We start from the raw sequence: 19,563 nt of genomic DNA, 5'->3' as shown, positions 1-19,563 counted from the left end.
AGCTTGCAAGTCGAATGGTGCAAAATGCTAACTAAAGAAATGGGGAGTTCGTATTGGATGGTCATACCGAGTTTCATTGGGGATTGCTAGGGGTGAATCTCTTCTTGGTACTGCTGCTTGTCTTTCTAAATGGTGTCTTTGTGGCCGCAGAGTTTTCGCTGGTCAAAATGCGCCAATCCCGATTGACGCAGCTCCAAAGTGAGGGGCATCGCCTGGCAGGCTATGCGCTAAAGGTGAACCAAAAGTTGGATGCTTATCTGTCTGCCACCCAATTGGGCATTACGCTGGCTTCATTGGGGCTAGGCTGGATTGGTGAGCCAGCAATATCCGGCTACCTGATAGAGCCACTCATGCACAAACTCGGTGTAACTGACGGTACACTGATTACAACGGTATCCGTTGTCGTCGGATTTTGCGTCATTACTTTTTTGCATATTGTATTGGGCGAACTGGCTCCCAAGTCTTTGGCGATTCAAAAGACCGAAGGAGTAGCGTTGTTTTTATCGGCGCCCTTGCTGCTTTTTTATAAGGTTTTTCTCCCTGTAATCTGGGTGTTGAATGCTGCCGCAAACATGCTGTTACGGGCATTCGGCATTCAGCCGGCCAGTGAAGCCGAAGCGGCACATTCGGAGGAAGAGATCCGTATATTGATGAATCAGAGCGCCAAAAGCGGTGTAATCGATAAGGATGAAATCAAACTGATGGATAATATCTTTGATTTTTCCGACTTGCTTGCTCGTGAAATCATGTTGCCGCGTACGGATATGGATTGTTTGTACACGAATTTGTCGTTTAAGGAAAATCTGAAGATTATCAGTGAAACCAAGCATTCCCGTTACCCGGTAGCGGTTGAGGATAAAGATCAGATTATCGGTTTTGTTCATATTACAGATCTTCTGTTAGCCGAGCAGGGCGAACAACTGGATCTGGCCTCAGTGGTGCGTCCAATTCTGAATGTGCCTGAGTCTATGGAAGTAAGTCATGTGCTGCGCCTTATGCAGAAAAAGCACTCCCAAATGACTCTCGTGGTGGATGAATACGGCGGAACCGCCGGTCTGCTGACAGCGGAGGAAATTCTGGAGGAAATCGTCGGGGATCTCTATGATGAGTTTGAAGATGAACGTCCAAGCGTGGAAATGAAGGAAGACTTCATCTCTGTGGACGGTCGTATGCTCATTGAGGATGTGAATGATTTGACTGGAGTGAACATTGAAGACGACGAGGTGGACTCCATCGGAGGCTGGCTGTTCAAGGAATTAGAAGGCAGTCCGGTGAAAGGGAAGAAAATAGAGTTTTATAATCTGACCTTTGAAGTGGAGGAAGCAACAAGGCTTCGCATCATGAGAGTGAAAATTCACCGCAAACCTGATCTGGTCAATGAAGATGAGCTTTCTAGCGATGAGGAATCTTGATCCACAGAGAATAACATGATCAGTTCAGATAAAAAAGTTATACAGAGTGCTAAGAAAGAGCCTATAAATCCACATTACCGTGGTTTTATAGGCTCTTTTTGAGTTTTATTTCTTTGAACAAATTTTTCTGTTCGAGACTTGGGCGATGCGGCATATGTTGAATAGTAAAGCAGATGGATCAATTAAAGGAGGTCCCGGCCCGTGAAATTTCCACAGCAAGGTCAGTATGCCCCGTTTGTCGGCCCGTTCGATCCGTGTCCGCCCATTCTATGCAAGACTTATGTGCTTCCGCCAAACTTGTTTATACAATTTCAGCCCCCTGGTCTGCCGCAATTCAGTCCAGAAGAGGCGCTGACGAAAGGAACGCTATGGCCATTGCTTTTCAGTCCTTATGAGCCTAGGAGAAACCAGGGGGGAGGCGAATAACATGGAGAATCCAAATCAGGGTCAGTCCCCAAATCAATTTCAACAGCAAGTTCAGTATGAGAGTGGTCAACAACCGCCGAATGAGTCTCAAAACCCTTTTTCAAATTCGTATCAATCTCAGAGTCCATATCCATCTCAGAACCAGTACCAAAACCAGTACCAAAACCAAGCCCAGGGTTATAGTCAAGCTATCCCCCCGGCTCAGGGCTATACATCTCAAACCAAGCCAGTTGATGCCCAGTTTTATGCGCTATTGGAGAAGCTCCAAGCGGTGGATTTTGTCTTGGTAGAGCTGAATTTGTATTTGGATACACACCCGGATGATTTGCAGGCCATCGAACAGTTCAACAAGCTAACACAGGAAAGAACGGCGATTGCCAACGAGTACCAGCTCCTATATGGGCCTTTGCAAAATTTTGGTCGCGCTTATTCCAAGTATCCTTGGGAGTGGAGTCAAGCGCCTTGGCCGTGGCAGGTATAAGCAGGTACAACCTTTAATAAAGGAGGAACATGAATGTGGGTATATGAGAAAAAGCTGCAATATCCTGTACGTGTCAGCAAATGCGACCCTCACATGGCCAAGTTGCTTATGGAGCAGTACGGGGGAGCGGATGGAGAGCTCGCAGCAGCTTTGCGTTACCTGAATCAGCGGTATACCATTCCGGATAAAGTGATTGGTGTACTGAATGACATCGGGACGGAAGAATTTGCCCACCTCGAGATGATTGCAACGATGATTTACAAGCTGACGAAGGATGCGAGTGTGGAGCAATTAAAAGCGGCTGGTCTGGGCGAACATTATGCGGCACATGATCGTGCGTTATTTTATGAAAATGCGGCGGGGGTTCCTTTTACCGCGACCTATATTCAAGCCAAAGGTGATCCCATTGCGGATTTATATGAGGATATTGCGGCAGAGGAAAAGGCGCGAGCTACATACCAGTGGCTGATTGATTTGACAGATGATGTGGATTTGCAGGATAGTTTAAAGTTTCTGCGTGAACGTGAGGTGGTTCATTCGCTGCGTTTCCGTGAGTCAGTAGAAATTTTGAAGGGGGAAAGAGACCGGAAGAAAGTATTTTAAGGGAATTTAGTAGGGAGGGCCATCTGCAAATGCAGGTGGCCTTTCTTTTTTAGGATTAAATCTACATAAAAGCATCTGTTCATAATCTTAAACAATCAACTCGAACCTATCCCCTAATATCAACTGCTTGGAACGATGGATTTTTTGGCCGTCTGGATTACAAACGGTACTTTTAATACACAGCAGAGGATAGCCTTCCTCAATATTTAAATAGGTGGCTACATCAAAAGAGGCAAATTCCATAACTATATATTTTCTTGATATTCCAAATGTAATCTTGTGTTTATTTTTTAAAATATCATAAAGAGATATATTATTTAAATCCTCTTGTAACAAAAAAGAAAAAGAAGAAGGGAAACGTGAATACTCTACAGATACCGGCACATTGTCAGCATACCTGATTCTTTCTATATTGATTACTTTATCCCCTGGCATTAAACCTAAATGTTCCTGATCTGATGCTGTAGCATCTTCAATCACGCATTTTATTACTTTTGCACCAGGCACTTTATTTTGTAATTTACAAGTATCGCTAAATCCAATGGTCTCTACGACATTTTTTTTGATTTTATCTTTTGTAATAAATGTTCCTTTTCCCGGAATCCGTACCAAGTAACCTTCAGAGGTAAGTGAATCAAGTGCCGCACGGACAGTTACACGACTCACATTATTGGTTTCACTTAATTCTAATTCTGTAGGGAGTTTGTCTCCTGGTTTTAGAGTACCGTTGTGGATGGAATCTAAAATTCTTTCTTGCAGCTGTCTATATAACGGTGAAGATTCTGAATGATCAATCATGCGGTTCAACCTCCAAATCAAGTTTTTATAAATGTATTATATTGTTTTATATCGGCATGCTTATATTATAACAGTATATACAATTTATGAATAGCTTGTAAGCCCTTGCAATAAGGGGTCTTTCCTTTAAAAATCGGGAGAATTGAAACAGTACTCTAGAAAAAGTAGCAAAGTGTTATTGCTTCATGTATTGTTTTGTGTTATTGTTTCTTTATAACATTCCAATACATACACCGGTATGGAATAGAAAACAAGAAAATGTATCATACAAGGAGGAAATGATAATGGAAATCAAAAAAATTATTGAAGAAATTGTAGCAAATAAACAAGAGGCTGGCGGTATAAAGCAGGTATATTATGTAGCTTGCGGTGGTTCTTATGGTGCTTTTTATCCTGCAAAAACATTTCTTGAAAAAGAAGCAAAGGAAGTTAAGGTAGGTCTTTATACCAGTAATGAGTTTGTGCATAACACACCTAGAGCATTTGGAGAAAATTCAGTACTGGTAGTGGCATCACATAAAGGTAATACACCAGAGACTGTGAAGGCCGCAGAATTAGGTAAAACAGCAGGAGTTCCAGTTATTGCATTAACATGGGTTGAAGATTCTCCTATTACAGAACAAGCAGACTATGTGGTGAAGTACACATTTGGGGATGGCAAAGATATTGCCCGCGAGAAAACCATGAAAGCACTAATGACGGCGGTAGAGGTATTAAATCAGACTGAGGGATATGAGCATTATGAAAAATTCCTGGACGGAGTAGGAAAAATAGATCGAATTGTTAAAAATGCATGCAAACACGTGGAAAAGCGTGCTCTGGCTTTTGCGCAAAATCATAAAGATGATTCCGTAATCTACACCATGGCAAGCGGAGCTGGCTACGGGGCTGCCTATATGCAAAGCATCTGCATTTTTATGGAGATGCAATGGATTAACTCTTCCAGCATACATTCAGGTGAATATTTCCATGGACCATTTGAGATTACTGATGCTGAAATACCATTTGTCATTCAGGTCTCTGAAGGAAGTACCCGACCTTTAGATGAAAGAGCGTTAAAGTTCCTTAACCGTTATACCAAGAGAGTAGAGGTTTTAGACGCAAAGGATTTGGGACTGTCTACCATTGACAGCTCTGTGGTTGATTACTTCAATCATTCTCTATTTAATAATGTTTACCCCGTTTATAACCAAGCTTTGGCCATTGAAAGAGCGCATCCGCTTACAACTCGTAGATATATGTGGAAGGTTGAATATTAATCTTTTAGCAACCTTTAGAGGGGATATTCTTATGGAACAATATAAGGTTATTGGCATTGGTGACAATGTAGTAGATAAATATGTCCACCAGGGTATGATGTACCCTGGTGGAAATGCCTTGAACTTTTGTGCGTATGCCAGAATGTGTGGTATGGAGGCATCTTATTTAGGTAAGTTTGGTAATGATCATATAGCTCAGTATATTCAAAAGGTTATAGACGATTTAGGGATAGAACGTAACCATTGCCGGATTTTTGAAGGGGAAAATGGGTATGCGCGGGTTACATTGGAAGACGGTGATCGTGTATTTCTGGGCTCCAATAAAGGCGGTATTGCAAAGGAAAAGGCATGGGATTTTACGGAAAATGACTTGAACTACATTAAAAATTTCTCCGTAATTCATACCAGTTTAAATAGCTATATAGAGCAGAATCTCGCAACATTAAAAATAACGAATGTGCCTATCTCCTATGATTTCTCGGTACGCTGGAATGATGAATATTTAGAACAAATATGCCGATATGCGGACATTTCATTCCTTTCATGCAGTCATTTAACGGAAAGTGAAAGAAAAAGAGAAATGCTAAAAGCACAGAAATTCGGTTCTAAAATAGTGATTGGAACTGTGGGAGAAAATGGATCAGTTGCTCTCTATAAAGATCAATGGATGCACCAGCCGGCGGTATTGACGGATACCGTGGATACGATGGGAGCGGGTGACTCTTATATAACCGCTTTTATTGTAGAGATGATTAGAAGTTCTAATGCCGGAAAGATTTTCTACGGTGAAGATGAGGATATGCTTCGGAGTATCAAAGCAAGCATGGAAAAAGGAGCGGTTTTTGCGGCTAAAATATGCCAGATAAACGGAGCTTTTGGCTACGGCACACCCATTCGTTGTTTGGACTCGGAAGAATAAGCATGATAAGAATTTTGTAAGCGTATTCAGTAAAGGGCGGCTACGCCCTTGTAGATAATGAAAGATCGGTAAAGTTCGTAAAATCAAAAAAAGGGAGAATTCTTATGTTTTGGTTTGAGCTATTGATCATCTTTTTACTCATTTTCTTCGGCGCTAGAGTTGGCGATGTTTTTATGGGCTTGCTCGGTGGAGTGGGCGTAGCGATTTTTGTATTTATCTTTCATGTCCAACCAGCGGCTCCTCCCATTGATGTGATGCTGATCATTTTAGCGGTTGTATTGGCTGCCTCTGCGCTGCAGTCTTCAGGCGGACTTAACTTACTCGTCCAGATTGCAGAGAAAATGCTTAGTAAGTCACCTAAGAATATTACAATAATAGCTCCAATCATATCCTGGTTATTTACCTTCTTATCAGGAACCGGGCATGTCGTATATAGTTTATTGCCTATTATCAATAAGCTTGCCATTGATAATGATATCAGGCCGGAAAGACCCATTTCAAATAGTATCATTGCTTCCCAGCAGGCAGTAACTTGCTCACCGGTTTCAGCAGCTACTGCTGCTATGATTGGATTTATGTCACCCCTTGGAGTAAGTTTGGGAACTATCTTGGCCATTTCCATACCTGCTACACTCTTAGGTGTCATTACAAGTGCGGTGTGCACGTTGCGTAAAGGGAAAGAATTATCTGAAGATTCGGAATATTTGCATAGATTGGCAGAAGGCTTAATTGAAAAATCCGAAAAGAAGGCTGAGAAGAAAGAAACTTCAAAAGGAGCGAAAGCCGCAGTTGTTCTCTTTTTGATGGGGGTTTTAGCCATTGTTATTATGGGCATGTTTACTCAGCTGCGTCCATCCTGGGTGCTGAATGGCGAGGTTACTAGTCTATCAATGCCGCATACCATTGAAATGATTATGCTAGTCTGCGCTACTATGATTATTATCGTATGCCGTCCGGCGATTGAAACGATTCTTAACGGACCCATATTTAGGGCAGGGGCGCTGGCTATGGTCTGTGCCTTTGGGTTAGCCTGGATGAGCAGTACCTTTATTAACGGACAAAGCGCTTTTATTCAAGATCATGTTGCTACGATTGTAAATAGCCATCCGTGGATGCTTGCCGTTATCATGTTTATCGTTGCTGCTTTAACTACAAGTCAAGGTGTCACGACATTAATTATGATACCTATTGCCATTGCACTTGATTTGCCTACCTACATCATAATTGGAGCCTGGATGGCTGTAAATGCAAACTTCTTTTTACCAGTATCTGCTCAGTGCCTTGCTGCCATATCTTTTGATACAGCGGGTACGACTAAAATTGGTAAATATGTATTGAACCACAGTTTTATGATACCTGGAATGATTAATATTATTTTATCTGTAATATTAGCTACTTTACTTGGAAGCGTTTTAATATAGCGTTGTGTAAAAAGGAGGTATCTAATTATTATGATACAGATCTCACAAATTGCGGCTGCAAACTATCATTATAAAAGATATTCTATGGAGTATTTTTTAGATTCTGTTGCAAGGCTGGGATTCCATAATATTGAATTGTGGGCTTCAGGTCCACATTTCCATTTAGACTATTTTACGTATCAGGATATAAAAAAAATTAAATAAAAAAGTAAAAGAAAGAGGGTTAAAGACGATCTGCCTTACCCCTGAGCAGTATGTCTACCCGGTAAGCATCAGCCATCCTGATCCGGAGTATAGAAAGAGAAGTGTAGAGTTTTTTTGCCGGCATATCGAAGCTGCATCTTTGCTGGAATGTGACAAAGTGTTGGTGACCACAGGCATCGCATACTTGGATGTTGATGAGACAGAAATGTGGAAATGGTGCAGAGAATCTTTAGGCGAAATATGTAAAACAGCAGAAAAAGAGGGGATTGACCTTCCTATGGAGGCTTTTACCTCTTTTACTACACAGGTGTTTAATAGAGTCGAGCACATCTCCAAGATGATAAAAGAAGTTGGGAGTCCTTATTTAAAAGGTTTAGCGGATACAGATGTGATGGAAACTACAGGAAAGGATACCATTCATGATTTTATAAGGGAACTGGGAAATAATTTAATGCATGTACATTTTGTGGATGGCAATCCTGGAGGACATCTGGTGCCCGGAGAAGGAAAATTAGCAATGGTGGAAGTGTTAAAGGAACTTAACAGTATAGATTATAAGGGATATCTAGGTCTTGAATTATTGGATAGAAGGTATGTTATGAATCCGGAAAAAGCCCTGAAGGATTCGCTCACGTGGTTCGAAAAACACCTGGAATGATATAAATACGAGCGACTTTCAAACCAAGAAAGTCGATTCCCAGAAGGAATCGACTTTTTTAAGTGCGCCTAGCATGGATATTAACTCTGGAGCAGGAAAACCCGAACTTGAACTGGCAGGTCCCTGCCTTTAGCCATTGTTCGTCTTCCTTATTTCTGCTGCTCTAGCTGTGCAAAATACTGTTCGTTATATAAAACACTTGGATGAGTAGGATGGTGCAACTGGGCTATGCGATGATGCGATCTTGCCTTTTCGATGTCACCGATTCGGTCATAACACAGGCATAATTGCAAGTGTGGAAACCAGGTATAGTACGACGAATTGGTTAAGGCCATTACATCTTGCGGGGGCTCGATCAGCGTTGCTTGACGAAACCAATAAATGGCTTGAGTATACTGTTCATCTTCAATGAACCAATTGCCGAAAACACAGCAGAACTGGGCGCGTGGTACATCGAGGGTAAGTGTGCGGAGCAGAGCCATACCTTGCTCCTGTTTTTGTCCTTGTCGATTGTAACAATCCGCAAGCTTAAAGCAAGCAGCAATCCGATCTTCTATCCATCCTTGATTTAGCCCTAGATAATGTTCGTACTGCTGAATGGCTTCTAGCGTGCGCCCGTTATCATATAATTCATTGGCGAAGTAGTAGTGATCTCGTTCAGAAAATACGGTACCCTGCTCCCGATGTTTGAGATATATGTGCAAATTACGGTCAGTATAAGCGCGTGTCTTGTTATGAGTCACCGCCATATTACTGTGAAAGATGCTGCCTGTTACATTCAGGAACTCGTGAACAAATCCGGTCCATCTGAATCTGCGATCACGCCGTACAATTCGGTTTCTTTTGAGCTTATACAACGGCTGTCCTTGTTCATCTACGGAAAGCACATAATCCATTGTAATGCTGTCATAAGAGAGGGTGGCTTGATTTTTCCAGTTAAGAAAGGATAGTCGATCTTTTTCTTCCAGTATGTCATCGGCATCCAGCCAAAATTGATATTCTTGCGTGGCCTGATCAAACGCATAATTGCGAGCAGCGGAGAAATCATCGCACCACTCAAAGTTGTATATCCGAGCGTTGAATGCTGTAGCGACCTCTTGGGTTCTATCGGTAGATCCAGTATCAACGATAATGATTTCATCCACCAGGTCATGGACTGATTTCAGACAGGTATGAAGGGCTTCTTCTTCGTTTTTGACAATCATACATAAGCTGACAGTTACCATGCTCTTTGTCCCCCCAAAATAACTTGGTATAATTCCCATTTTATTAGGATAGCTTGCTCATTATGTAGAATTCGGATGGAACGTGTAGAGGAGATGATGATCATAAATTCAGTTCTGTTCTAATAAATTAGAAAATCAAGTTGGATGTTTGGGGGGAGAGAATGGATTGAACGATGTGCGTGACATTCCGGGTTAGGACGTGCGACAGGATGGGTTTTATCGTTGAATGGGGAGATTGTATTTTGTATTGTTGTCGTTTTCAATGATATTTCCAGGTGTAAGTCCATTCATACCACGCTCACTCCCAATCGCTTGGTCGCAATTATGGTATGCGTTAGGACATGGAGGGGAACGGTTATGAGGCTTCCACCTGATGGAGGCGTTGACACATGCGTATATTAATCGGCAGCCCGGTGCACCAGAAGCCGGAAATTTTGTCTTTGTTTCTTCAAGCCTTGGAGCGCCTGGAGACACCTGACGTGCTACCGGATTATTTGTTTGTCGATGATAATGACAATCCGATTTCAAGCCAGTGGCTAGTTGACTTTTCCAATCGGCTACCGGGTCGGGTTTTGCCCTTGTTAACAGGCTCGCAGCAAGTGGAGAACCGTAGTGATGAGCACACTCATTATTGGCCGCCTGCTCTCGTATGGAAAGTGGCTGGCTTTAAAAATCGTCTTATTGAATATGCACTTCAGCACAATTATGACGCGTTATTTCTGGTCGATTCAGACCTGGTTCTCCATTCTCGTACCTTGTGCAGGCTGGTGGAGACGGAGAAGGATATCGTATCAGAGATTTTCTGGACACGTTGGCAACCGGAAGGGCCGTTATTGCCTCAAGTGTGGGTCAGTGATGAATATAACTTGTTTCACCGTGAAGATGGCGAAGTGTTGTCGGCAGAGGAGCGAGCGCAACGTGAGTTGCATTTTATACACCAGTTGCATGTTCCTGGTTTGTATGAGGTGGGTGGTCTAGGCGCTTGCACCTTAATCCGCAGACGGGCGCTGGAAGCAGGAATTCATTTTGGCAAAATCAAAAACGTTTCTTATTGGGGAGAAGATCGACATTTTTGTATTCGGGCGGCTGCATATGGATTTCCACTTTTTGTAGACACACACTATCCGGCAATGCATCTATATCGGGAAGCCGATCGAATGAAGGCAGAACAGCTATTATTCACCCTAAAATATTTCACATCGAACCATCCAGAGCAAGTAACACATGCGGAACACTCCGATACTTCTCCAAGCTCTCCAGCCTTCAATCGTTCAGCATCTTCAAGAACTTCTAAGTTCCCTGAACCTCCAGTTATACCCGATCATCTCCACGAAACTGCTGTCTTTGCCAAGTACACAGCGGATTCGTTTGTTGTACCACCAACGTTCACTGGTCCACGACAAAGTGAGCTTTATACACCGCCTGTCTCTAATCCTAAATTGACGCTGACCATGACGGTATACAATGAGGCAGATCACAAGCTTACAGACGTGCTGCTGAGCCACCGAGAATACATTGATGAAGCAGTCATTATTGATGATGGTAGTCATGACGATAGCGGAGAGTTGTGCCGGGAAATCTTACAAGGAATCCCACTGCGTCTGATCCGTAATGAAACACCCTCTTTTACCAATGAAGTCGAACTGCGAAAGCAGCAGTGGAGAGAAACATTGGCTTCCTCTCCCGAATGGATATTAAGCATGGATGCCGACGAAATGTTCGAATCCCGCTTTGCCCAAGGGGTACATTCTTTGTTAGCGGGAACGACAGCGGATACGATTTGTTTCAGGTTGTTTGATATGTGGTCTTCCACGCATTACCGTGATGATGAATATTGGCAGGCTCATCGGTATTACCGTCCTTTTTTAATTCGATATAAAGAGGGATTCCCTTATAAATGGAAGGAGCAGTCCTTGCACTGTGGGAGATTACCCGAAAATGTACTTGATCTTCCCACAGAGATCAGCAACTACCGTATTCAGCATTGGGGTTGGTATACACCTGCTATTCGCATGGCTAAATTTGAGCGGTACCAGCTGCTTGACCCAAGTGCTCGTTATGGATGGAAAGAGCAATATGAATCAATTCTGGACTCGAACCCACGACTCACGCTCTGGGTGGATCAGGACAACAAAAATACAGAAAAAGAACCTACACCAGAATATGAACCTGCCCATCAGGTGGACGACTCGGATGTCGCCAAGGTGGCCAGTGTACAGGTCATGAACAAACCCGAACCACAAATAAAAAGTGAAACCAAGGACACCTTTTATGCTACGGAGAAGGGGAAAGGAGCAGAGCAGAGTGTAAAATGCAAACTGTGTGGCTCATCTGACACGGTAGTATTTCATGATTATCAACGCTTTACCTTGATGGGATGCGGCTCCTGTGGATTGGTTTTTCGTAAGGATGTGGATCATATTCAGTCTGAGGAAATGATAGCAGAGATTTATAATGCCAATTGGGTTGCTATGCGGGATAGTGCAGCGGCGTCCACCTATGGGGATCATGCTCTTTTTGGACTTATGTTGCTCGATATGTTCAGTCCCAGAAAAGGAAAATTGCTAGAGATTGGCTCAGGCACCGGAGAATTTATCCATGCTGCCCTTCAAGCTGGCTGGAATGCAGTGGGCATTGAGCCGTCCAGTGACTCGCGTGCCTACGCCAAAAGCAAATATGAGGTAGATTTATTACCCGGCTATTGGAACGGTGAAACAGAATTAGATGCTCAAACACAACAATCTGTGGAAGGGGAAATTCACCAAGCTCATGAAGCTCAGGAAGGGATTGAGGCCGAAAGTTTAGAGGAAGAACTGGACTTATCTTTGGAGCACCAATACGAAGCCATCGCATGCTGGCATGTGCTGGAGCATATCGCGGACCCAGTCGCATTTTTGACGGATTTGTGCGAACAGCTTCAACCTGACGGAACGTTATATATTACGGTGCCCAATAAAAACTCGTTTACCAACGAGGCTTACGGCGTTCATTCACCTTTATTTACGGAGGAAGATCATTTGTACCATTATTCAGATCATACGCTGACGCTCTTGCTGGAAAAGTCCGGCTTGCGTCCGGTGGCTTTGTTCACCCGCCAGCTTCCTGCTGGTTTGGATGCCTTGCTGCAAGCACATCCATTGTACGATGAGCTTGCCTTTACAGAACAAATGGGATTGTTGGCTAAGCTTCAAGGCGAGAAACGGGGTCATGAATTATGCTGTGTAGCAAGAGTAATCTAAACATCTCCAAAGGAGGAGGCTACATTCATGAATATGGCTGACCCGTATCTGTCTCGCTTTTTTGTATATTCTGATCCCAACTCGTCCAACATGATTTACAGACTCCCTCAAAGCTGGTGGAGTCGTCCTTATGAGTATGAGTGGTGTCTCCAATTTATGTCTGGGCAAGATACAGTATTGGACGCGGCATGTGGTATCCCTCATCCATTCAAATTTGAGCTGGCCCGCCGTTGCTCTCAGGTCTATGCCTGCGATCTGGATATACGAATCGTTTCTGTAGATGCTATCTTGGCCGAGGTGCGGCGGGATATTGGAGAGGAGGCCGCTGAGCGCATTCAGGAGATTTTACCGGTTCGGCTCCACTCCGCCCATGCCAATCTGACCGCCCTGCCCTATGAGGATGCCAGTTTTGACAAAATTGTATGTATTTCAGTGTTGGAGCATTTAACGCCCGATGAATCTTTGACAGCCTTGCGTGAATTTCATCGAACTTTACGAGATGACGGAATGCTTCTGTTGACGTTTGATTACCCTACAGTAGATCTTTCAGCGATGGAACAATGGATAGAAAAAGCGGGATTTTCGTATTGGAGTGGTGTGGATCTTAAGCTTCCACGGGGAGCTCTACACACAGATATGTGGGGCGGATTACATTGTTTTAGGACCGTTCTAAAAAAAATATAAGAGTTAACGGTATGCGCAATGAGGTTTACATGGACCTCTCTTATTGCTTATCATGAGAGGGGTCGGAGTGTAAACTTACATAGGAAAGGAATGACTGATAACTACATGAACAATGCACCTGTGTTGAAGAAACCTGAGGCTATGGTATTTGATATGGATGGTACACTTTTTCAGACGGAGACGCTGCTGCTTCCTGCGTATCACAAGCTGTTTGATACGCTGCGCGCCGAAGGGCTTTATGAAGGAGAGACTCCTCCGGAGGAGCTTATTTTGAATAGTTTGGGTATGCTGCTGGATGAAATCTGGAGAAGAGTAATGCCAGAAGCCAGTGAAGCAGCTCACAGAAGAGCGGACGAGTTGTTGCTTCAGCTGGAGCTGGAGGGGTTGAAGAATGGAAGTCATGCTCTGTATCCACATGTAAAAGAAACACTCCAAGCACTTCATGAGCAAGGTGTCCGATTATTCGTAGCCAGTAACGGGCTGGAGGATTACGTAAAGGGGATTGCTGCTGCGTATGAAATGGTTCCTATTTTTGAAGGACTGTATAGCGCTGGGGAATACAGTACGCTTTCCAAAGTGAATTTGCTAGAAATTCTGTTGAGCAAGCACGATATTTCGAATGTATGGATGGTCGGAGATCGTTCCTCCGATGTGGAAGCTGGCAAAAAGAACGGACAGACCGTGATCGGCTGTGCTTACGCTGGATTTGGTGTGAATGATGAGTTGGAAGGGTCCGATGCGATTATTACGGACTTTACCCAGCTGCTTACACTTTATAAAAACGCCGAGTAACTGTGAAAGCACAGATAAGAGTTATAAATAGCTGTGGCGTACCATATAAATAATACATGCAAACGATGTTGGGCGATAACAAAACAAAGGAAGGCAGCCACTTAGGCGGAGCCTTCCTTTGCTTTACTCTCTGTCTTATCTTCTGTTTGTTCTTCTGTTTTTTGTTCCGTCTGCGGCTTCGGATTAATCTGAGTGTGGTAGACCCACAGGGCGTATTCCATGGGCTTGGTGATGGCACGACGATAGGTTTCTTTTTCGCCAATGCGTGAAAATACCTCGCGAGCCGGCTTCGGGTTGACCTCGAGCACGTAGATATGACCGTCCTTATTGATTGCCAAATCGAGCGCAAGTTCACATAATGCCCCATAGCTTTCTTCCAGATACGCAGCAATGTCCAGGCCGAGCTTTTCCCCTTGCTTGATGATTTTCTCTCTCTGGTCTTCATCACGAATCCATTGCGTCAGCAATTGCTTCATCGGCACTGCCTTGCCTCCGCCATGTAGGTTGGAAGTGACACTCCGATGTGCCCCGATGCGCCCGGCACATCCCGTTAGCTCCCATACTCCCTGGCTATTTTTCTGTACCAGCATACGGTAATCATGGACCCTGCCATTCGGCAACTGCACAGGAATGCCTTCCTGAACAATGTAGTTATCCATGTTCCAGCTGCTCAGACGCGGCTCCAGACGATCCAGACGTACCCGCTGCTGAGGAATAATATGGCGTTTGCGATTGCGTCCCTCAATCAGATACAGGCCGCTCTGCTTGTTAACAGGCTCAATGCGTAAAATGCCGCGGCCTCCCGTGCCGTTAATTGGCTTGAGGTATACTAGTGAATTCTGTTTGAGCATTCGCTTTACACTATGAAATCCATCGAACGGCTCTGTTGCAGGCAGATGGGGGCGAAAGGCAGCCTTTCTTGCAAGCTGCTGATGAATGGCCCATTTATTACTCAGCGGTCGGTTTAAATAAACAAGGTCTGTATACTGCAATCGGAATTTCTTTAATTGACGATACCGCTCACTGCGCTGCACTCGGCAGCGGTCGAAAATCATATCCGGAAATTCTCGCCATTTTCGAGTCCATTTATCGCTGTGTGGATCATAGATTTGGGCAAGGAGCAGTCTGCGATCCTTATGGACATCCGCAGGAGTGAATACATACATATCCAGTCCCAGCCTTTTTCCTTCTGCAATCATGCGTTCATATATGTCACGTTCCTCCAGTTGCTTCTTACTGTTCAAATACAAAGTCATGATGCCTAGGACAGGTTTTGGCACAGCATTCCACCTTCCTCTGCCGTCTGCTCATCTTCGGATAACTCCCCACAAAATATTAGCGTGGGCTTCCCCGTCGGTCCAGTTGTCATTTCATGTGCAATAAGTCCAGCACGAAAACAGGTTTTGAGACTGGCCATATTGTCGGTGGCTACGCTGCACGTCAGACGGCGCAGCTGTTGGAGCTGGGCGGACAGCAGTCTAGCGCCCAGTCTGCGGCCCCGGTAAAGCGGACGAACAATTACGATGCAAGCATCCTTCCCATAATTCAGAGCGAGGGAAAATCCCGCAATCCGCAGCCCCTTCTCTGTGCGCACATATGCGCACAGAAGGGAGGAGCCAGGGGTGTTCAATTGCTCCGGCGTTAAAACAGCCAACTGCCGCAGAGCATTGCGAGTAATGCGCATGCCGCCCGAGCTACGAGCCAGAAACAGCAACTGTCGTCGTCTCAGTACCCAACTCCGGCCAGGCAAATGTTGAACATCGCTAATTTGCGGCATGATTCCACTTCCTTGAGATTATTTCATTCGTTCGGCCAAAAAGGAGCTGTACTGAAATATACGTCTAAGTGATTTTTGACGGATGTCCGGCTCGTCGAATTTCATCGGTTTGGCATTGGCTTCAAAAAACCAGAGGGTTCCGAGTGTGTCCACGCCCAGATCCATGGACATTTCACCATGAGAAAGACCGGATGCGCGTTCAATTTGACGTGCAATCTGAATGGCCGTACTTTTAACCTTATTCAGTAAATCTGTGCTATCCTCAGGTCCAAAGAGTGAGGACAGCAGCATAAACGGGTCCTCCACACTTCCCCCGCGCGGAACATGTGTTGTAATACTTCCCTTACCCGCTAGTCTGGCACCTACTCCGGTAATGCTCCATGCGCCACGGGCATTTTTTTGCACTAGAATGCGCAAATCGAAGGGCTTTTTCTGATAGGTTGCCAGATCGATACCCTGCTGAATGATATAAGGGGAGTTGCCTGCTTCTCGGCGAATACGTCCCCATAACCGAGACAAGGATACAGATCGGTAGGTTATGCTTTTTTTGTCATGTTGAATGATCAACCTGTATGCCATCAGATGCTCTGGGTTGAATCTGAGAATCATAATTCCCTTTCCGGCTTTACCGTTTTCCGGTTTGAGATACAGGTATGGATATGCAGACAGCATTTTTCCTAAGGATGACAGGTTGCTTAACCTTTTGGTAATCGGAACAAGTTGACGAGTGGATTCCGAGGTGCGGAGCCATTTGAACAGTTCCCATTTGTTAAAAAAGCCTGGATTGTACAGCTCAACGCCTGAGGCATGTGCAATTTCATCCAGCTTTGTGCGCACAGATGTTTTAAGTTCATAATTACGGTTGGGGATACGATTATAAATGACCTGTGGAGATGGGAAATTTTGTTCCTCCCATATCTGTGAGTTTTTGTTGTAGATGTAGCCCTTCACTGTTTCATCCGTCAGTTTCAAGTCCCTGACAGTAACAATGTATACCTGATAACCCATGCGCGTTCCCGTTTCAAGAATATCCCTGAAGTTTCGCTGATTTCCCTTGAAAAATTGTTCATCGTCGTGCACTGTCAATACAGCAACAACTGGTTTTTGCTCCGCCCGGGTATTCATAGTTCCTCTTTTCTGCGGAATTTACTGAGGTAAAGACAGTGGTCCAAAATATGCTCCACGGATGCTTTACCCTCCGCACGCAACGATGGATGCTGAAAAATGGATCGACCTGGCTTAGAATTGGCTTCAAACATCCATACCTTTTCATCCTGATCAATGCCCAGGTCGAATCCGATTTCACCCAGTAGATGCTGGTGGTGATATTCAATGGCTTCTGCTAGTGTAACTGCTACATTCTTGGCACGTTGCAGCACTTCACCCGCCCGGTCTCCGAATACACGACCGAGCGCTTGCTCGGGTGTCATCAGGGAACCGCCGTTTTTGATATGGGTCGTGACACTGCCACGTCCGGCTTTTTTGGCTCCAATGCCAACGACGACCCATTGGTTATTACCGTCTTTGTGCATATGAAACCGAAAATCAATCGGGCAATTATCAATCTCGATCAGCTGAATGCCCTGCTGAATGACGTAGCCTTTTAGCGTCTGCCCCTTATTGGAGTGAAGCATCCTCAGCATGGAATTAAAAGAGGCAAACCGCAGCAATACATTGCTATTTTTTTTCCGGTACCTTACATAGTATCCTTGCTTGGGGACATAGGACAGACGATAGATTCCTTTGCCGAGACTGCCGCTACTTGGCTTGTAATAAGCAAATTGATGCCGCTCCAGCATACCTCGAATACGTTCAGAGCTAGGATTCATATAGGATTCAGGGACATAACGGTTAACCTCTGGATTATTTTCTAGCAAATGATAGATATCGGATTTATTGAAAAAGCTCCAGTTAAAGAAAGGAATTCGTTTGCGGGAAAAGCGTTCGCGTAGTTGATTGATCGCTGGGGAAAAATCAGAGCGACGGCTCGGCAAACGATTATAAATTACGTCCGGTAGAGGTACGAGTTTACGGGTAAACTCCCCGCTGGATGACAGAAAATAGCCGTTAATCGTATCATTTTGCCAGTTGATATCCCGTGGGGTGAAGGCAAAAATATAAGACTTTTTGCTGCCTTCCTTCAACAGTTGCTTAATAAAGCCTGTGCGTGATCCGAAAGGGCGGGTGGTGGAGTTAGTAGCATCAGACAATACTCCAATCAACGGTCCAAGCTGAACATCTCCGTCCAGATTCCGCAAATAGATAGACCCGCTTTTGGGAACACGGATTGCATTGCGTAAGCCGGAGGTCAAGTATAGATGACGTCCCGCCTTCTGAATGGGTTTTACTGTTGCGGGAATCTGATCCTTGCCAAGTCGCAAACGAATGGACTTGGCTCCAGATAACTTAAGGCTTTTCAACAAGGCAGTGGATATATACGCCACCTTGTCGGGCTGCTGTGAGAAATGCACATTGCAATGCGTTAAACTCATCTGTTTATCCTCCTATACCGTATGTTCAAGGGAGGCGCCCGCGCCCTTTGGCCCTGTCGCTTTGGAATGGGTCATTAAATATCGAGCATATTCGAGCGGGCGGTTGACCGACCGAAAAGCGCACTCTGGCTGACGAGTCTGAAAAAAGGAAGACCGACCAGGGCGGGAATTAACCTCCAACAGCCAGATATTCCCGCTCCGGTCAATACCATAATCAATTCCCAACTCGCCAAGGCGACCATAGCGTTCCTCCAACGCCCCGGCAATGGTCAAGGACAGCTCCATCATTTGCCCGATGATGAGACGTGTGCTGTCCACGCCAAATTGTTCACGAAGGTAAGGCTCTGCCGGATGGGCTTCGCCCCCACCGTGCAGATTGGAAGTCAGAGTTCCTTTTCTGCCTTCTCTCACGGCAAAGCCCGTCAGGCGCCAACAGCCGTTGCCGTCCTTTTGCATGAGCGCGCGAACATCAAAGGGATGATTGCTTTGGCTTGTTAATTTCAAATAAGGCTGCACGATATAGGCGCGTTTGTGTGCAATACCGTCGATCCATGACAATCCTGCATCCAATTCAGAAAACAAGCGACGGAACGGGCGGTTTTGGGAGTTCCTGCCTTGTACGTACAGTCCCTGACCTCCTTCCGCCAGCCGGAGATACAGCGTGCCTTTGCCATGTGTTCCGGACTGTGGTTTCATAAATAGCTCCGAATGGCGTTGCAGCCACTCCACAAGCTGGGTCGTATCCCGGTATGGGGCCGTAGGCGGTACAAAGGGCCGCACTTTATCTACCGTATGCAGAGCGCGATATACCTGCCATTTGCCAGGCAAGTTACGCGACCAGTAGATGAGCTTGCGCGATTTTTGCTCCGCTATGTCTCCCAGTGTGCGCTTGACATTCTGGCTCTCATGGACATGGAGACAGCGGTTATAAACAATATCTGGCAAGGGAAAGCGGCCGAATGTCCATACTCCAGCACGATAAACATAACCCCGTATGGAATGATCTTCAGGTGAAACTCCTTCGGCGGTAAACGCCATTACGCTAATACCAGAGCGCCTGCCCAACAAACTTAGCCTGCGGCAGAAATCGGCTTCGGTAATAGGGGGAGTAGCGTCCTGCTTTCGGCTAACAAGCACGCCCAGCATGCCTGGCATAACAAGAGACACCGACA

The 19,563-nt window shown here is 44.9% G+C and carries 18 protein-coding genes; 11 read left to right on the top strand and 7 right to left on the bottom strand.

Going from position 1 to position 19,563, the window contains the following annotated elements; genetic code table 11:
* Positions 1-53: 53 nt before the first annotated feature.
* The 4 genes from ACXHJ2_RS14930 (at position 54) to ACXHJ2_RS14915 (ending at position 2,922) form a co-directional block, all read left to right on the top strand.
* On the top strand, positions 54-1,412 hold the full coding sequence (locus ACXHJ2_RS14930) for a hemolysin family protein (protein WP_058829323.1): 1,359 nt from the start codon (positions 54-56) through the stop codon (positions 1,410-1,412).
* A 201-nt stretch (positions 1,413-1,613) separates the two neighbouring features.
* Positions 1,614-1,838: a spore coat associated protein CotJA gene (locus tag ACXHJ2_RS14925; protein WP_013370312.1), complete on the top strand. Its 225-nt coding sequence runs from the start codon at positions 1,614-1,616 to the stop codon at positions 1,836-1,838.
* Position 1,839: 1 nt separating this feature from the next.
* Positions 1,840-2,319, top strand: a complete 480-nt coding sequence (locus tag ACXHJ2_RS14920; protein ID WP_274597501.1) for a spore coat protein CotJB — start codon at positions 1,840-1,842, stop codon at positions 2,317-2,319.
* 33 nt (positions 2,320-2,352) lie between these two features.
* On the top strand, positions 2,353-2,922 hold the full coding sequence (locus ACXHJ2_RS14915; protein ID WP_058829324.1) for a manganese catalase family protein: 570 nt from the start codon (positions 2,353-2,355) through the stop codon (positions 2,920-2,922).
* Between the two features lie 87 nt (positions 2,923-3,009).
* Here ACXHJ2_RS14915 and ACXHJ2_RS14910 read toward each other — a convergent pair whose 3' ends face one another.
* Positions 3,010-3,720, bottom strand: coding sequence for a GntR family transcriptional regulator (locus ACXHJ2_RS14910; protein ID WP_064963849.1), 711 nt, complete (start codon positions 3,718-3,720; stop codon positions 3,010-3,012).
* Between the two features lie 284 nt (positions 3,721-4,004).
* Here ACXHJ2_RS14910 and ACXHJ2_RS14905 point away from each other — a divergent pair, with 284 nt between their 5' ends.
* The 4 genes from ACXHJ2_RS14905 to ACXHJ2_RS14890 all read left to right on the top strand — a co-directional run bounded on the left by ACXHJ2_RS14905 (position 4,005) and on the right by ACXHJ2_RS14890 (position 8,181).
* Positions 4,005-4,979 (top strand): SIS domain-containing protein, encoded by a 975-nt coding sequence (locus ACXHJ2_RS14905; RefSeq protein WP_165084079.1) that lies wholly within the window; start codon positions 4,005-4,007, stop codon positions 4,977-4,979.
* Positions 4,969-5,898 (top strand): fructoselysine 6-kinase, encoded by a 930-nt coding sequence (locus tag ACXHJ2_RS14900; protein ID WP_238791142.1) that lies wholly within the window; start codon positions 4,969-4,971, stop codon positions 5,896-5,898. Before ACXHJ2_RS14905 ends, ACXHJ2_RS14900 begins: the two co-directional genes overlap by 11 nt.
* A gap of 104 nt (positions 5,899-6,002) precedes the next feature.
* Positions 6,003-7,319 (top strand): anaerobic C4-dicarboxylate transporter family protein, encoded by a 1,317-nt coding sequence (locus tag ACXHJ2_RS14895; protein WP_040101729.1) that lies wholly within the window; start codon positions 6,003-6,005, stop codon positions 7,317-7,319.
* A gap of 232 nt (positions 7,320-7,551) precedes the next feature.
* Complete coding sequence (locus ACXHJ2_RS14890) at positions 7,552-8,181, top strand: sugar phosphate isomerase/epimerase family protein (RefSeq protein WP_238791144.1); 630 nt, start codon at positions 7,552-7,554, stop codon at positions 8,179-8,181.
* A gap of 149 nt (positions 8,182-8,330) precedes the next feature.
* Here the strand turns inward: ACXHJ2_RS14890 and ACXHJ2_RS14885 are convergent, their stop codons facing one another.
* Entirely contained in the window at positions 8,331-9,407 is a 1,077-nt protein-coding gene (locus ACXHJ2_RS14885) for a glycosyltransferase family 2 protein (protein ID WP_165084081.1), read from the bottom strand.
* A gap of 389 nt (positions 9,408-9,796) precedes the next feature.
* On the opposite strand from ACXHJ2_RS14885, the gene ACXHJ2_RS14880 reads away from it, so the two are divergent.
* From ACXHJ2_RS14880 to ACXHJ2_RS14870, 3 genes are all read left to right on the top strand, one after another.
* Positions 9,797-12,646 carry a methyltransferase domain-containing protein gene (locus ACXHJ2_RS14880; RefSeq protein ID WP_165084083.1) on the top strand — a complete coding sequence of 950 codons (2,850 nt, stop codon included), beginning with the start codon at positions 9,797-9,799 and terminating at the stop codon, positions 12,644-12,646.
* A gap of 27 nt (positions 12,647-12,673) precedes the next feature.
* The gene (locus ACXHJ2_RS14875; RefSeq protein ID WP_165084085.1) at positions 12,674-13,330 is read left to right on the top strand and encodes a class I SAM-dependent methyltransferase; all 657 of its coding nucleotides are present in this window, start codon (positions 12,674-12,676) and stop codon (positions 13,328-13,330) included.
* Between the two features lie 90 nt (positions 13,331-13,420).
* Entirely contained in the window at positions 13,421-14,122 is a 702-nt protein-coding gene (locus ACXHJ2_RS14870) for an HAD family hydrolase (RefSeq protein WP_016819605.1), read from the top strand.
* Positions 14,123-14,223: 101 nt separating this feature from the next.
* Here the strand turns inward: ACXHJ2_RS14870 and ACXHJ2_RS14865 are convergent, their stop codons facing one another.
* Genes ACXHJ2_RS14865 through ACXHJ2_RS14845 form a run of 5 tightly spaced genes read right to left on the bottom strand, consistent with a single transcriptional unit; the run spans position 14,224 to position 19,558 of the window.
* Entirely contained in the window at positions 14,224-15,402 is a 1,179-nt protein-coding gene (locus ACXHJ2_RS14865) for a YheC/YheD family endospore coat-associated protein (protein ID WP_013370325.1), read from the bottom strand.
* On the bottom strand, positions 15,384-15,899 hold the full coding sequence (locus tag ACXHJ2_RS14860; RefSeq protein ID WP_058829332.1) for a GNAT family protein: 516 nt from the start codon (positions 15,897-15,899) through the stop codon (positions 15,384-15,386). The genes ACXHJ2_RS14865 and ACXHJ2_RS14860 overlap by 19 nt, the downstream gene beginning before the upstream one ends.
* Positions 15,900-15,917: 18 nt before the next feature.
* A complete protein-coding gene (locus ACXHJ2_RS14855; protein WP_165084087.1) occupies positions 15,918-17,024 on the bottom strand; it encodes a YheC/YheD family endospore coat-associated protein in 1,107 nt (368 codons plus the stop codon).
* Complete coding sequence (locus tag ACXHJ2_RS14850; protein ID WP_064963842.1) at positions 17,021-18,391, bottom strand: YheC/YheD family endospore coat-associated protein; 1,371 nt, start codon at positions 18,389-18,391, stop codon at positions 17,021-17,023. Before ACXHJ2_RS14850 ends, ACXHJ2_RS14855 begins: the two co-directional genes overlap by 4 nt.
* A gap of 12 nt (positions 18,392-18,403) precedes the next feature.
* Positions 18,404-19,558 carry a YheC/YheD family endospore coat-associated protein gene (locus ACXHJ2_RS14845; RefSeq protein ID WP_165084089.1) on the bottom strand — a complete coding sequence of 385 codons (1,155 nt, stop codon included), beginning with the start codon at positions 19,556-19,558 and terminating at the stop codon, positions 18,404-18,406.
* Positions 19,559-19,563 lie beyond the last annotated feature (5 nt).

Source organism: Paenibacillus sp. ALE3, assembly GCF_054113405.1.
Note: the sequence above shows the minus strand (reverse complement) of the source record. Positions and strands in the feature narration are given on the sequence as shown.